The organism is Vibrio sp. SCSIO 43086 (genome assembly GCF_051132235.1).
GTDB lineage: Bacteria > Pseudomonadota > Gammaproteobacteria > Enterobacterales > Vibrionaceae > Vibrio > Vibrio diabolicus.
Window position 1 is genome coordinate 641,728 of sequence record NZ_CP072678.1, and the last position, 13,888, is coordinate 655,615.

Here is a 13,888-nt window from a genome sequence, read left to right on the forward strand (position 1 = left end):
CGATACATATACTCAATCGGTATAATAAGGTAGTCAGTAACGACCAAAAAAAGCGACCATAAAGGTCGCTAAAATTTACTGCTATAGGGAGTTGTTTAAGACTCTTTTACTGGCAGAACCTGCTTGACGTATTGCCCTGGCGCTTCATCGATTGCTGGGTGATCTTCCGAGCCAATAGGGAATGGTTCGACTTGCTCTTTAGGATTGAATTGAAGTAGCCATTCATTCCAATGTGTCCACCACGAGCCCTCTTTGTGCTCTGCATTATTCAACCACTCGTCAGCCGAGTCATCCAAAGTATCGTTCAACCAATAACCATACTTGTTTTTCGCTGGAGGGTTCACGATACCCGCAATATGACCCGACTCACCGAGAACAAACGTTTTGTTGCCACCAGTGTTCAGGGCACCACGATAAGTTCCCTGCCATAAAGCAATATGGTCTTCTTTCGTTGATACAAAATAGCTAGGAATTTTGATCTTGTTTAGGTCAATCCATACCCCACCAATTTTGACGCCTTTGTCTTGCACTAGCTTATTCTCTAAATAGAGCTCACGAAGCAAGAAGTTATGGGAGGCAGCACTCACGTTGGTGCTGTCACTGTTCCAGTACAACAAGTCAAAATCGACTGGGCTGTTACCCTTCAAGTAGTTGTCTACATAGTAGTTCCAGTACAAGCTGTTTTCGCGCAGTAAGCTGAATGTGACGCTTAATGAACGACCGTCCATATACCCTTTTGCGTTGTTTTGCGCCTCAATTGCACTCACAATGGTGTCATTGATGTACGCGCCAACTTCGCCTGGCTGAGAAAAGTCGAGCAATGTGGTGAAGAAAGTCGCTGATTTAATACGCTTCTTCATACGTTTTGCCGCATAGTACGCAACCGTGCTCGCCAGAACCGTACCACCGATACAGTAACCAGCCGCGTTGATTTGCTCTTGGCCCGTTATATCTTCAATTGCCGCGACAGCTTTGACGACGCCTTCTGTCACATAGTCACCAAACTCTACATGCGCTTGTGCCTTGCCTGGGTTGCGCCAAGACATCATAAATACGCTATGTCCCTGCTCTAGCAACCATCGAACCATTGAGTTCTTCGCTGTTAAGTCAAGGATGTAGTATTTATTAATGAAAGGCGGAACGATGAGCAGTGGCGTCGCATTCACTTTCTCTGTTAGAGGTCGATATTGAATCAACTCAAACAATTCGTTTTGAAAAACCACATCGCCCGGAGTGGTCGCAACGTCATCACCCACGCGGAATGCATTGTTATTCGTCATACGAATTTTCAAAATGTCCGCGCTGGACTCAACGTCTTCTTTTAACTGCTCTAAGCCAGCCAGAAGGTTTTGACCGTTTTGCTCAAGTGTCAGTTTCAAGAGTTCTGGATTCGTCGCGATGAAATTCGAAGGGGAAAGTGCATTGATGGCTTGACGGGAAAAGAAAAGTATTCGCTCTTTAGATTTTTCATCCAAACCTTCGAGTGACTCAATTGTATCTAAATAAGTCTTGCTGAATAACAGGTAGGATTGCTTAATGAAGCTATACATCACCTCATTTTGCCACGCTTCATTAGAAAAACGCTTGTCCCCTTTTTCTGCTTCAATGACCTGTTTTTGGTTACCCGCCAACGCGACATTCTGCCAAATTTGTAGCTGCTGTTCCCACCATTCTGCTTGCAGTTTTAAGATCGCAGCAGGTTGATTTACAGCTTGTTCGAAGAGTTTGGCAGTGTCTTCCAAGTTCACTTCTTGCATGGCCTTATTTAAAGGAGAGTTCACGACTGCCTTGTTCACTTCGAAATCATGCCACCACTGTTGATTGGTTTGTTGAAGCTGTACAAGATAGTCCGAAAAGAAGTGCTGAAACATAGTCTTACTCCTATATTCGGAAAAAACAACGCCGCCCAAATTAGGGTCTAGAGACCCTAAGGCGGCGAGAATCGGACAAATTACGCTGGAGTAACAGTCTTTAGATTTTCCGAAGTCATTTTCTCAACGTCTTCTTTGAACTCTTTTGCAATAGCTTGAAGCTTGTTGCTGTCGTCCATCATTTGTTGAGAAAGCTTAGTAAGAACGCTTAGTTGCTGGCTGTTGAAAGCAGTCAATGACGTTACGTCTTTGATTTCTGATGCCGCTTTCATTTGGTTCAGACCCACTTCGCTGTAAGTACGAATTGCGTTCAGTTGAAGCTCAGTCAACACTTCTACGTTTTTTGTCACTAGCTTGTTGAACTTCAAGTAAGGTTCTAGATTTTTTTCAGTTTGATCGCTAAAAGTTTTGAAGAAATCTGTGTACATGGTTTATCTCCTAGAGAAAGAATTAAAAATGTCCGTTTAAATAATTACTTAACTGCTTTTAGAACCACAGCCGTCCCCATGCCGCCGCCCACACAAAGTGATGCGACACCATATTGACCATTTTGCTTATGAAGCTCGTGAACAAGCGTCACTAAGATTCGGTTGCCCGATGCACCAAGTGGGTGACCTAGCGCGATAGCACCACCATTAAAGTTCGCTTTATCTTGAATCGCGTTAACGGGAACTTGGTTGGTTTCCGCCAACTGATGAATCACGCCAAGTGCTTGCGCAGCAAATGCTTCGTTTAGCTCGTAAACGTCAATGTCGTTTACCGTTAATTCCGCTTTTGCTAATGCTTTATTGACTGACTCCACTGGACCTAGACCCATGATTTTCGGATCAAGCCCCGATTGCGCATAGCTTACGATCTCAGCAATAGGCGTGAGTCCATGTGCTTTAACTGCGCTCTCAGACGCGACGATAATTGCACTCGCACCATCGTTAATACCTGATGCATTCCCCGCAGTCACAGTGCCTTCACGGTCAAAAGCAGGGCGCAGCTTGCTTAACGCTTCCATGGTCGCATTAGCCTTTGGGTATTCGTCGGTATCAAGTAGCACCGTTTCACGGCGTTGCTTTACTTCTACGGGCACAATTTCGTCTTTGAATTTGCCCGCTTCGATTGCCGCCACCGCTTTCTGTTGGCTAGACAGCGCATACTCGTCTTGCTGTTGACGGGTTAGGCCGATTTCTTTTGCAACGTTTTCTGCCGTCACACCCATGTGATATTGGTTATAAACGTCGGTTAAACCGTCTGCTACGAGCAGGTCTTTCAGCTCTAGATTGCCCATTTTGTTGCCATCACGGATACTACTTGGTGCGGTAAACGGAATCTGAGACATGACCTCAACACCTGCTGCAACAACAATCTCTGTATCGCCACTACGGATATGTGAAACCGCATCCATGACGGTTTTCATGCCACTGCCGCAAACCATGTTTACGCCATACGCAGGAACCGCGTCCGGAATCCCAGCGAACAATGCCGCCTGACGACCAACCCCCATGCCTTGGCCTGCGCCGACAACGTTGCCAACAATCACCTCATCAATCTTATCACCAGCCAACTTTGCCGCTTCTAACGCGCCTTTAATCGCTACTGCTGCCAAATTACCAGCAGAGGTATTTTTAAGACTGCCACCAAAGGCGCCAATTGGAGTGCGCTTCGCTGCTACGATAAACACTTTTTCCATCATCTTCTCTCCTTAGTGCATGTATAGGCCGCCATTCACCGACAAAGTCTCACCGGTGATATAGGCTCCTGCATCGCTGACCAAGAAGCTGACTGATGCTGCAATTTCTTCTGTTGTAGCAAGGCGTTTCATTGGGATTTGATTCGTGATGGATTCCAATACTTCTGGCTTCATTTGCTCAACCATTGGTGTACCAGTGTAACCAGGCGCAATAACATTTACTGTCACACCCGAGCGAGCACCTTCATACGCCAAGGCTTTAGAGAAACCTATCATCCCAGCTTTCGCCGCCGAGTAGTTTGCTTGACCAAACTGCCCTTTTAGGCCATTGACTGAGGAGATGTTAATGACACGACCACCGCCTTTTTCGCACATCGCAGCGAACAGAGGTTGCGTAACGTTGAATAGACTATTGAGGTTGGTATTAATGACGTCATTCCAAGCTTGCGCAGTCATCTTTTTAAACACGCCATCACGTGTGATACCTGCGTTGTTGATAACGACATCAATGGTCCCTTCTTCCTCAAGCAATTGCGCTAACTTTGCTGCACACTCTGCAGTGTTTGTTACGTCCAACTCAAAAAGGCGAACCTGATCTTTGGTAAACCCTTTACTGTTGAACCACTCCAACGCACATTCATAGTTGCCTGTGAAATACGTAGCGATTACACGGTAACCATCATTCACTAATTGAGAGGAAATAGCAGAACCAATTCCGCCTTTTGATCCGGTGATCAAAGCGACTTTCTTCATCGAAGACTCCATTCTTAACGGCATTTAAAAAAGCAAACTAAATACACTGATGAAATAAATCACCAACTGACGTGTTTATTTATTCTTTTGGCTATCAATCCTGTGATGCCTTTTATTTTAAGTTAAACCAGAAATATTACATTTCAAATAAAAAACTAATCCATTTGCATAAGATTGATTTAGATCTCATTAAACATGAAATGTTATAAAATGGTTAACTATTTATAAGTCATTGTTTTAAATAAAATAAAGTTAAACACAAGCTTATCAAAACATAAATTTAAGCATTATTTATCAATAAGTTACATACCGAACAGTGGACGTTACATCATCTCATGATTTCAGATACAACTCTCATGCTGAGAGTTGTTATCTATAAATACGATTAGAATAATAATTCAAATATCAATATAAGCAATTGTCAGTAATATCATTTAATTACTAACTTAAATGATATTACTGACAGTATAAACTTAATTTTATATTTATAGTTTCGCTTATGAAAAGTGGTATATTTAGAATGTAAACAATAGAAGAAAACGTCTCATTTTGGTGCAGTTCGCACTATTATGACGCAGCAATTAAAAAATAATTTCAGTTTTATTTTAAATATCCAAATAACATCAATTAACTAGCATTTAACGTATCGAATCACTTTTAATCTATTGAAGTACCGGTACGGTGCAATATTCGGTGGTACCATCTCCTAAAGCAATCATCTAGATTCTTTAACCCAAGTAAATTGATGTTATACCCAAATGACGTCAAGATGCAGAAATCGTGTCAGTGACATGCTCCGCAGGGCGAGTTGCCTTATCCCACAGCCTTTGTTAACGATTTTTGATTTAGAACCACTAGATCTTCAAATCGTTGCCGTGCCTGTGAGCCAAGTCATTCTCGCTGAACCTAAGCACCTTGAGGTTATTTGGGGATATTTGGGGATAGTATCCTTTATCAATTTGCACTATCTTTGTGGCTTCTATCAAATCACTTAGTTATCAACAAACATGAATCTTGCATTGCTCAGTATGTTCATCCCTACCTTCTTTTTTGTCTCAATTACACCAGGAATGTGCATGACGCTCGCCTTAACGCTAGGAATGAGTATCGGTTATCGCCGCACATTATGGATGATGATTGGTGAACTCGTCGGTGTCGCGCTGGTTTCAGTCTCGGCCGTATTAGGGATCGCCGCTATCATGCTCAACTATCCTTGGATGTTTATCGCACTCAAGTTTATTGGTGGCGGCTACTTACTCTATCTTGGTGTAGAAATGTGGCGATCTCGAGGTAAGTTAGCAATAAATGTCGATAATTTAGAAAAACCCAGAAGTGGCAACGTCGCGCTCATCATGCAAGGCTTCGTTACCGCTATCGCAAACCCAAAAGGCTGGGCATTTATGATTTCTCTGCTGCCGCCTTTTATCGATCAAAATGCGGCTCTTGCTCCACAGCTGATCGTGCTTGTCTCCATCATCCTTCTTTTTGAGTTCATTTGTATGTCTCTGTATGCCACGGGTGGTAAAGGACTGAAACGCGTGTTGGGTCAATCAAAGAATGTGCGCCTGATGAACCGTATCGCGGGCACTTTAATGATGGGGGTTGGTGTTTGGCTATTACTGAGCTAAAGCAACGCTGGAAATGATGAAAAATATCCTAAGAAAAATTACGCGAAACATAAGTGAAGTATTAGATTTTCAGGCCCGGGTTTGGGTCGTAAACGTTTATGCTGGAGAACACAAAGGCGAATCTTACGTTGTAAACGAAGACAGCTTTTCCGAGCCATTGCAATGGATGAAAAAGAAAGGTTATCACACATCCATGCTGCGCCTGGTTGAATCGATGAAGCGCTCTCAAATCATTGAGTTCGATTTAGGTCACGTCAAACACCGTCTGATGCGTGTGAAATAGCACAAAGTAAAACGCCACTCAAACTGAATGGCGCGAGCACTTTTTACCTTCAGCACCTCGTATTACGGCGCGGTATCAATCTCAACAGGCAAGTAATGCTTCGGTTCGAGCTTGAACAGTTCAGGTAATACGGTACCAATGGAAATGGAAGACCATGTACCTGATAGCACACCAATAAACATCGCTGTTGAGAAACCCGCTAGCGGTGCTCCCCCCATAATCCATAGTGCACCAACAGTAATCAGTGTTGTGCCTGAAGTCACCATCGTTCTAGAGAACGTCGCGATGACAGCCTGGTCATTGATGTCTTCCATTTTCCAACTTTGTTTCGCGATCAGTAGCTCACGAATTCGATCTGAAATGATGATCGAATCATTCAATGAGTAGCCTAAAATTGCCAATACGGCAGCAAAAACCGTTAAGTTGAATTCCATTTGGGTAACGGCGAAGAAGCCGAGGACGACAATTACGTCATGAGCCAGAGCAAATACAGAGCCACTCGCTAAGCGCCATTCAAAACGGAAACACAAGTAACCAAGGATGCTCAGCACACAAATCAATAGTGCTAAACCGCCTTGGTCAAACAAATCCTGGCCAACTTGAGCACCAACAATACTGTTGCTGACGACATCAACTTGATGTGAAACTGGCTTTAATACCTCTTCCACACTTGGCAGAGTTTGCCCTTCTTCAGGGGCGGAGTAGCGAATGAGCCAACGACCATCTTCACCTGTGCGGGTGACAGAGGTTGATTCACCAAGTTTTGGTTGCAGTGCATCAAGCAGATCGTGGTTGGTTAACGACTTATCGACTTTCACTTCTGTCACCATACCACCAGTAAAATCCAAGCCGAGGTTCAACCCTTTAAAGCCCAGAGCACCAAGTGCGATCACCGTCAAAACGATAGAAACTAGCGTAGTAAAGTGGCGAATTTTACGAATATTTTGTTTTAGCATTTCGACCATGATTAAACCCTCACATCACGACGGGCATCTCGGCCCCAAATTAAATTGATCATTGCTCGAGAGGCAAATACGCCTGTAAACATACTGGTTAACAAACCTAATCCGAGTGTTAAGGCAAAGCCTTGGATTGGGCCGTTACCGATGGCGTATAAAATCACGGCGGTGATCATGGTAGTAATGTTGGCATCAAGGATGGTCGAGAACGCGCTATCAAAGCCCAGATCAATCGCTTGAGCGAAACTGCGGCCTTCACGCATTTTGTCCTTAATACGTTCGAAGATAATAACGTTGGTGTCCACTGCCATACCAACGGTTAACACCAACCCTGCAATACCTGGAAGTGTTAGCACCGCACCTGGTAACAAGGCAATTAAGCCAAGCAAACAAAGCATGTTGGCACAAAGCGCCACGTTCGCCACCCAACCTAAGCGGCGGTACCAAAGCGCCATAAAGGTCAGTGTTAAACCCATACCCAAAGCAAGTGCCGCAAAGCCATTTTCAATGTTTTCAGCCCCCAAAGAAGCACCAATAGTACGCTCCTCTACGATAGTAACCGGGGCTGTTAGCGACCCCGCACGAAGTAATAGCGCTAACTGCTGCGCTTCGTCCATGCTGCCAGCGCCGGTAATACGGAACTGGCTACCAAGTTGAGATTGAATAGTCGCAACGCTGATAACGCGCTCGCTGCGCTCTGTTACGCCACGATCGTTTGTCTTGTATTCGCGATAAACCGTCGCCATTGGCTTGCCAATATGCGTTGCAGAGAAATCACTCATCTTTTTACCGCCCGCGTGGTCAAGCGAGATGTTAACTTCTGACATACCCATATTGTCGACGCCTGTACGAGCGTTAACAATGTGCTCACCCGTTAGGACTGGTCGTTTCTCCAGAATAACAGTTCGGCCATCGTTATCTTTCAGCACAAGATCTTGGCCGCTTCGCGCTTGGCCTGCATCTTTCACTTCGTAGAATGCCAAACTCGCAGTGGCACCAATAACGTTTTTCGCTTGTGCTGGGTCTTGTACACCTGGGAGCTCAATACGAATGCTGTCTTTACCCTGACGCTGAACTAATGCTTCCGTAATGCCTAGCTCTTCAATACGACCACGCATAATCTTCAAGTTTTGTTGCAATGTCGTTGATTGGAACTCTTGAATATTCTGCTCACTTGGCTCAAGAACAAAACCGCGAGACGAGCTTTTCACCACCCAACCTGGATAGTTTTGACGCAAGAATTTATTTACTTCAGCCAGGGCGGTATCACTCTCACTGTTTACCGCAATGCGGTTACCACTTTCTGCGCGAATTTGTACACCGCGCACGCGCTGATCTCGCAGGCTTGCTTTGATCTCATCGATCAAAGCATTACGTTGCTCCTCAAATGCTTTATTTACGTCGACATTCAAGAGGAACTGTACCCCACCGCGAAGGTCAAGACCGAGTTTGATTGGGCTAAAACCCATCTCATTCAGCCACTCTGGAGCAACAGACACATATGAGAAGGTAATGCTGTCTTCTTTATTTAGCTCATTGTTTAGTAACGCACGAGCTTTGCTTTGCGCATTTTCATCATCGAATACAATGGTCGTTTTGCCATCTTTTTCGATGATTTTGTCTGCTGAGATGTGATTAGTTTTCAGTAGTTGATTCAACTGAACAACCGACATTTCACTGCTGTTTTGGTTTGAAAACGTCAGCTGGATCGATGGTTGCTCACCGAACCAAGTCGGAATCGCGCTTAACGTTAAGATAATGACCGTCGTGATTAATACGACATATTTCCAAGCTGAATAGTGATTCATCAGCTTTCTGTTCTTTTGCTGCTTTGGTGTTTTTTTCATGTAAACATCATCCCTTCACTACAAAGTGAAGCTTTTAATAACAAGGCTTAACACACGACAGATGCCCCCAGAAAAAAATTCAGGGTATGAAATGCTCAGGACGGTTACGCCCTGTTGAATACAATCGTCGTGTTAAGAGTGCACAATGGTGCAAATAGACGGTGTTTAGGCAGAAAATTGACTATTGAGTGCGACGTACATTGCGTTGGTCTCTTTCCAACCAGAAATGCGATGATCGCTTGTGAAATGATAAAAAGTGTTCTGGTTTTGACGCCAATTGATATCCATCAGGCTGTAGGCATAACCTGCGTCAGCATAGAAAGGCGTGTTTAGGTCACCAACAACGTCAACATGCTCATCATCAAGGCCTTCACGTAAGTGAGAAACCCAACGTTGAGTGTTAAATAGGGCTAGCGTATCGAGTCTTGCGTGACTTTCAGAAATCGGAGACTGCGTCGTTTCTTCTGAGACTTCAGAAAAATCGATTGAGGTATTTGCAAAAGCAATACTCGCAACAAATGGTTGCAGCTTAGAAAAGTAAGGTAAATGAGCTTTCTGATCGATTTGCGCAGCAAAAACATGCGCTGGTAGCAACACCATCGCAAGCAGCATAAAAATCAATTTTTTCAAGCAAATCTGAGACATAAGAACTCACTAAAAACAAAACGAGTCGAGTTTTTTCACTCGACTCGATGATAGTATTCCTATTAATTATGGTTCACAACTAAAAAGTTATAAATCTCTAGAGGCTTTAAACTAAAGGCGCTCTGTTAACGGTAAAAGATATCGCCTTTATCGACATCTAAATAGATTTTGTTCTCTTGCTCCAAACCACCACAATAAATGAAGTACACATTGCGCTTGTCATAAGTAACCGAACGAACCCAGCCACCGAGCTCTTCAAAATCACTCGGATCACAGGTTTCATCGTCTAACAATTGCTGTGTTTTCTTGCGGAAGATGTCCAAGTGGACTTTTAAATCATCCGACTTCTGCAAATATCCATCCAGTATTTCCAAACGCTCTTGTTCTTTAATAACTGGCTCTGCATCAGATAATCCTTCGGCATTCAACCACTCAGCTTTTTCTTCACCGCCCTCTTCATAAACAAGGTAACCAGAGATTCGATACCAACCATCCACTTTTTCTAACACCGATACTTTTTCTCCCTTATAGAGCGTATCGACAACCAAAGCATTAGCATTTGGCTTATTGTAAACATTGATTCGACGCTCAATGACATAGTATTCGGTCACTTCAGGAGGGGCAGTTTCTAAATCCAGAATCGGTTTGGATGTTTCTTCTTCCACTGGCGCTTGCTCCACTTGCACAGCGTTTGGCGCATCAGGTTCATCTTTTTGCATAAAGAAGAAATAGTATCCAGCACCCGCCCCACAGAGCAACAGTATGACAATCAATGCGATGAGAATTTTCTTCATGTACTTTTCCTTTTCATTCTTTGTTCTTATCTCACCGGCAACACGCATGTCGCGGAAATTTGGGTATATACTCAAAAGGGTCGGTCAACTAACGCGAGCAATAATGATCAACAAACTCAATTGGATACTGTTGCTTCTTCTGTTCCCCATTATGGGGCACGCCAATATTCAATGTAACCCATCGTCGTGGAATGACAATCTTACCCAATTCAATCGTTTAGAGTCCAATTACAATAAGCATGTTGAGGTATTCAATGCACTTTTAGCCGAACATAAGCAGCGCCAGTTATTGTCCCAAACCTTTTCCCTACATGAACTCGTGTTACTTTGGCGCGCCCGCTCGAACCAAAATGCGTTCAAAACTCAATTAAAAGCCTCCATTCAATATAAAGAAGAACTCACGACTAAAGCTAATGAGTTGATTAAATTGAGCACACAATCTCAATGGTCAGCAAATGGATGGAAGAAACTTGCCCAAAAGTGCCGTGAGTCAAACGAAACTGCCAATCAAATCACTGCGGAGTGGTATAACACCAACGCTTTGCAACTTACCGAGGATTACAAACGCCTTTCTTCACAGTACCAAGCACTAGCTCAACTCTATGATAAAGAAGCGAGATTGCTTCAATACGCTCAAGATGTTTCGAGGTAAAAATCGAGCCCGTTTTGAAAAGACGATGTCGGGTTTTCACTCCAATATTGGACGTTATTCGTGCTTTAATTCCCTCTTTTAGTGATCCCAACGTTATATGTAAAAAATGGGACTGTTCCCTTTTACAAGCTTGACTAAACCATGACCAAGAGAGGCAACTTATAGAGACATACGTCACAATAATGCTTTACTTATGGCCAATTTTTGGTTAATTTACCCATTAATAAAATTTAATAAAAAGTCACATTTGGCTGGAGATGATGCTACAACCATGGTTATCAATCGATTAAGTAACAGGGACTGTCCTAATGCTACCAAAGCCAAGTTTTTGTCAGTAGTTAGGCACGTAAAAGAGTTTGGTTCAATCAGCGATTTGGACCTTTGTAAAATCTTCGGAGAAACAATTTGGAGTGATGGGAGGGAATACCATTCAGCTGCGTTCTCATTCAAGGTTGATAGATACACAGGTAACTGTGAAATCTCACAATACAAGCACCAATAAGGCTTAAGAATTTATAAGGCGGAGTCAGGAAACTGATTCCGCTTTTTTGATCATCGCGATCGTAAAGTCGTGATCGGAATAACCCTCGATCAATTGTGCGTCCGGACATAGCCATCGGCAATAGCGTAACACCCCAACTTTATTATGCGATGCGAGCATTCTCATGCTCGGCAGCTTTTCTTCATCCAATAAGTTAAACACGCACCCTTTCTCTGCTGCCCGGTACATTTTCTCGATCATCTCAATGGTATGATTTGGATTCGCGGATTGATAGTTCAATGATCCAGAAGCAAAGACATAATCACTACGGGGCAATACCAACGTTGAAAAGTCACCGCATACGAACTCACTTTGAGTACGAAAGTCCCGCTTTCTGGCCTCAGAGATAAACTGTTTTTGCTGATCAATGCCAATATAACTTTGGGGGCGCAGATTGTTGAACTCAATAAACGCTAATAAGTCTCCGTAGCCGCACCCAATATCTAAAAGACTTGAACCGTCTAACGTTAACCCACGGCACAAAGCTTCAAATCGACTGATTTGGCTGTACTTATCTCTCCATCCCAGCGTTCGCGCTCTGTCTGTACCGAACTGTCGGTATCGCTTTCGGTGATAGTGAGCAATCTTAAGTCTATCGAGAAATTTCATCTTTCTTATGCATAAATCGGCAAGCTTCCATTTCCTTTCACTTGTCTAATCGCCAAGTGCGTATGGATATCTTTTACGTTTTCTAATCGTTGTAGCTTTCTAGTGAATGTTTCATAACCAGCGAGATCTTTGCTGACCACTTCTAACAAATAATCATAAGCCCCTGATACAACATGGCACGAGATCACTTCGTCCATTTCAACAACAGCATGTTCAAATTCATCAATCGAAGAAGCTTGGTGGTTGTTCAAACTGACTTCAACAAATACGGTCATCGCAATACCCACCGTGTCTCTGGACACAATGGCTCGATAACCGCTAATTACGCCCTCCTGCTCTAAACGCTTAATGCGTCTTGCACAAGGTGATGCCGATAATCCTACTTTGTCAGCGAGCTCTGCCGTAGTCAGGGTCGCATCCTTCTGCATCAAGTTGATCAGTTGCCTGTCAATTTTATCCATTTATTCTTCCGTGCCTTTAATCACTAATAATTAACATTTATACGCAATTTATCACCAACATCAAGCCTAATTACGTCAAACTTTGCCTCCCTTTGGCAAGAGTTTTATTCAACAATTAACACATCATTTACAAATGGACATGTCGATAATGATCTTGGGATACGCAGCTATATTAACGACCTTACTGCTTTGGTCTGGTTTCTTTATTTCTTTAAAAGGGGGCGCAATTTCTGCCTTGCAGCCAGCCGATATCGCGTTAGTTCGCTTTCTCATCCCAAGTATAATTTTATTACCATTTGTGATTAAGCATAAACAGTCGCTGCGCGTAGTGCCTAAACGCTACCTGGTTGGTGTTGTGGTTGGAAGCGGCCTTCCCTATCTTCTGGTCGTCGGAACGGCTATGCATTTCGCTCCCGTGGCGCACGGCAGTGCATTAGTACCTGGCACTTTGCCATTGTTTGTTTCTGCTATCGCGGTACTTTGTTATCAACAGTCGCTGAGTGCTCACCGCTTAATAGGGCTTTCTACGGTGTTGTTAGGGATTTTCGTATTCCTTCTTTCTAATAGCGGCGCAGAGTACAACTGGTCTCAATTACAAGGGCATATCCTGTTTCTAACTGGCAGCATCATGTGGGCTGCTTTCACCATCAGCGCTCGTGTCGCCAATCTTAATGCACACGTCTGTGCAGGATTCGTTGCAATCGCGTCTTTGGCTCTGCTCATCATCGCCGTTGGTTTCGGGTGGGTAGACAGTTATTTGGTGGTAACACCGTTCAGCCAGTGGCCATGGGAGGAGTTATTTGGCCACGCGATGCTACAAGGTGTTGGCGCAGGTTTAATCGCTTCTTTCACTTTCATTTATGCAATTAGGATCATCGGTGCCGAAGCCAGCGCAGCTTTTGGTTCATTAACTCCAGTCGTCGCGACACTTCTTGCCGTTCCAATTTTTGGTGAACAACCAGATTCTCTCACTTGGTTAGCGCTGATGTTGGTCACATGCGGCAGTATTGTGGCAAGCCAAATCTTTATGAAAGGTGGAATGAGCCAAACTTATCGCCCACCACTTCACAGATAGCGATGATTTTACAAAAACTTATGCCTTACTATCTTGAATAACAAAATGGCGTTTTGATAGCCTCAGCTCAACTAATAATTAAAACGCCA

The 13,888-nt window shown here is 43.6% G+C and carries 14 protein-coding genes; 4 read left to right on the forward strand and 10 right to left on the reverse strand.

What is annotated here, in order from left to right; translation table 11 throughout:
• Nucleotides 1–95: 95 nt before the first annotated feature.
• From phaC to J8Z23_RS19015, 4 genes are all read right to left on the reverse strand, one after another.
• Nucleotides 96–1,871, reverse strand: a complete 1,776-nt coding sequence (gene phaC / locus J8Z23_RS19000; RefSeq protein WP_005398277.1) for a class I poly(R)-hydroxyalkanoic acid synthase — start codon at nucleotides 1,869–1,871, stop codon at nucleotides 96–98.
• A gap of 80 nt (nucleotides 1,872–1,951) precedes the next feature.
• Nucleotides 1,952–2,299, reverse strand: coding sequence for a phasin family protein (locus tag J8Z23_RS19005; protein WP_005398278.1), 348 nt, complete (start codon nucleotides 2,297–2,299; stop codon nucleotides 1,952–1,954).
• Between the two features lie 44 nt (nucleotides 2,300–2,343).
• Nucleotides 2,344–3,552 (reverse strand): acetyl-CoA C-acetyltransferase, encoded by a 1,209-nt coding sequence (locus J8Z23_RS19010; protein ID WP_434635857.1) that lies wholly within the window; start codon nucleotides 3,550–3,552, stop codon nucleotides 2,344–2,346.
• A gap of 12 nt (nucleotides 3,553–3,564) precedes the next feature.
• On the reverse strand, nucleotides 3,565–4,305 hold the full coding sequence (locus tag J8Z23_RS19015) for an SDR family oxidoreductase (protein ID WP_434635758.1): 741 nt from the start codon (nucleotides 4,303–4,305) through the stop codon (nucleotides 3,565–3,567).
• A 1,007-nt stretch (nucleotides 4,306–5,312) separates the two neighbouring features.
• Between J8Z23_RS19015 and J8Z23_RS19020 the strand changes: the two genes are divergently transcribed.
• Nucleotides 5,313–5,933, forward strand: a complete 621-nt coding sequence (locus J8Z23_RS19020) for a LysE family translocator (protein WP_048624835.1) — start codon at nucleotides 5,313–5,315, stop codon at nucleotides 5,931–5,933.
• 16 nt (nucleotides 5,934–5,949) lie between these two features.
• Nucleotides 5,950–6,216, forward strand: coding sequence for a hypothetical protein (locus tag J8Z23_RS19025; protein ID WP_012842361.1), 267 nt, complete (start codon nucleotides 5,950–5,952; stop codon nucleotides 6,214–6,216).
• Between the two features lie 62 nt (nucleotides 6,217–6,278).
• Here J8Z23_RS19025 and secF read toward each other — a convergent pair whose 3' ends face one another.
• The 4 genes from secF to J8Z23_RS19045 form a co-directional block, all read right to left on the reverse strand.
• Nucleotides 6,279–7,181 (reverse strand): protein translocase subunit SecF, encoded by a 903-nt coding sequence (gene secF, locus J8Z23_RS19030; protein WP_005397711.1) that lies wholly within the window; start codon nucleotides 7,179–7,181, stop codon nucleotides 6,279–6,281.
• Nucleotides 7,182–7,183: 2 nt separating this feature from the next.
• Entirely contained in the window at nucleotides 7,184–9,022 is a 1,839-nt protein-coding gene (gene secD, locus J8Z23_RS19035) for a protein translocase subunit SecD (RefSeq protein ID WP_434635760.1), read from the reverse strand.
• 165 nt (nucleotides 9,023–9,187) lie between these two features.
• A complete protein-coding gene (locus J8Z23_RS19040; RefSeq protein WP_258673740.1) occupies nucleotides 9,188–9,667 on the reverse strand; it encodes a hypothetical protein in 480 nt (159 codons plus the stop codon).
• A 125-nt stretch (nucleotides 9,668–9,792) separates the two neighbouring features.
• A complete protein-coding gene (locus J8Z23_RS19045; RefSeq protein WP_434635762.1) occupies nucleotides 9,793–10,461 on the reverse strand; it encodes an SH3 domain-containing protein in 669 nt (222 codons plus the stop codon).
• A gap of 103 nt (nucleotides 10,462–10,564) precedes the next feature.
• Between J8Z23_RS19045 and J8Z23_RS19050 the strand changes: the two genes are divergently transcribed.
• On the forward strand, nucleotides 10,565–11,113 hold the full coding sequence (locus tag J8Z23_RS19050) for an ATPase (RefSeq protein ID WP_434635763.1): 549 nt from the start codon (nucleotides 10,565–10,567) through the stop codon (nucleotides 11,111–11,113).
• A 526-nt stretch (nucleotides 11,114–11,639) separates the two neighbouring features.
• Here J8Z23_RS19050 and J8Z23_RS19055 read toward each other — a convergent pair.
• Both J8Z23_RS19055 and J8Z23_RS19060 read right to left on the reverse strand, forming a co-directional pair.
• On the reverse strand, nucleotides 11,640–12,263 hold the full coding sequence (locus J8Z23_RS19055; RefSeq protein ID WP_005397716.1) for a class I SAM-dependent methyltransferase: 624 nt from the start codon (nucleotides 12,261–12,263) through the stop codon (nucleotides 11,640–11,642).
• Between the two features lie 5 nt (nucleotides 12,264–12,268).
• On the reverse strand, nucleotides 12,269–12,724 hold the full coding sequence (locus tag J8Z23_RS19060; RefSeq protein WP_031780652.1) for an Lrp/AsnC family transcriptional regulator: 456 nt from the start codon (nucleotides 12,722–12,724) through the stop codon (nucleotides 12,269–12,271).
• Between the two features lie 148 nt (nucleotides 12,725–12,872).
• Here J8Z23_RS19060 and J8Z23_RS19065 point away from each other — a divergent pair, with 148 nt between their 5' ends.
• Nucleotides 12,873–13,799, forward strand: coding sequence for a DMT family transporter (locus J8Z23_RS19065; protein ID WP_017635181.1), 927 nt, complete (start codon nucleotides 12,873–12,875; stop codon nucleotides 13,797–13,799).
• The last annotated feature ends 89 nt before the right edge of the window (nucleotides 13,800–13,888 follow it).

What these genes read in the sequence shown, in the direction of transcription:
- phaC (WP_005398277.1), bottom strand. Translation starts at nt 1,871, where the DNA reads ATGTTTCAGCACTTCTTTTCGGACTATCTTGTACAGCTTCAACAAACC.
- J8Z23_RS19005 (WP_005398278.1), bottom strand. Translation starts at nt 2,299, where the DNA reads ATGTACACAGATTTCTTCAAAACTTTTAGCGATCAAACTGAAAAAAAT.
- J8Z23_RS19010 (WP_434635857.1), bottom strand. Translation starts at nt 3,552, where the DNA reads ATGGAAAAAGTGTTTATCGTAGCAGCGAAGCGCACTCCAATTGGCGCC.
- J8Z23_RS19015 (WP_434635758.1), bottom strand. Translation starts at nt 4,305, where the DNA reads ATGAAGAAAGTCGCTTTGATCACCGGATCAAAAGGCGGAATTGGTTCT.
- J8Z23_RS19020 (WP_048624835.1), top strand. Translation starts at nt 5,313, where the DNA reads ATGAATCTTGCATTGCTCAGTATGTTCATCCCTACCTTCTTTTTTGTC.
- J8Z23_RS19025 (WP_012842361.1), top strand. Translation starts at nt 5,950, where the DNA reads ATGAAAAATATCCTAAGAAAAATTACGCGAAACATAAGTGAAGTATTA.
- secF (WP_005397711.1), bottom strand. Translation starts at nt 7,181, where the DNA reads ATGGTCGAAATGCTAAAACAAAATATTCGTAAAATTCGCCACTTTACT.
- secD (WP_434635760.1), bottom strand. Translation starts at nt 9,022, where the DNA reads ATGAAAAAAACACCAAAGCAGCAAAAGAACAGAAAGCTGATGAATCAC.
- J8Z23_RS19040 (WP_258673740.1), bottom strand. Translation starts at nt 9,667, where the DNA reads ATGTCTCAGATTTGCTTGAAAAAATTGATTTTTATGCTGCTTGCGATG.
- J8Z23_RS19045 (WP_434635762.1), bottom strand. Translation starts at nt 10,461, where the DNA reads ATGAAGAAAATTCTCATCGCATTGATTGTCATACTGTTGCTCTGTGGG.
- J8Z23_RS19050 (WP_434635763.1), top strand. Translation starts at nt 10,565, where the DNA reads ATGATCAACAAACTCAATTGGATACTGTTGCTTCTTCTGTTCCCCATT.
- J8Z23_RS19055 (WP_005397716.1), bottom strand. Translation starts at nt 12,263, where the DNA reads ATGAAATTTCTCGATAGACTTAAGATTGCTCACTATCACCGAAAGCGA.
- J8Z23_RS19060 (WP_031780652.1), bottom strand. Translation starts at nt 12,724, where the DNA reads ATGGATAAAATTGACAGGCAACTGATCAACTTGATGCAGAAGGATGCG.
- J8Z23_RS19065 (WP_017635181.1), top strand. Translation starts at nt 12,873, where the DNA reads ATGATCTTGGGATACGCAGCTATATTAACGACCTTACTGCTTTGGTCT.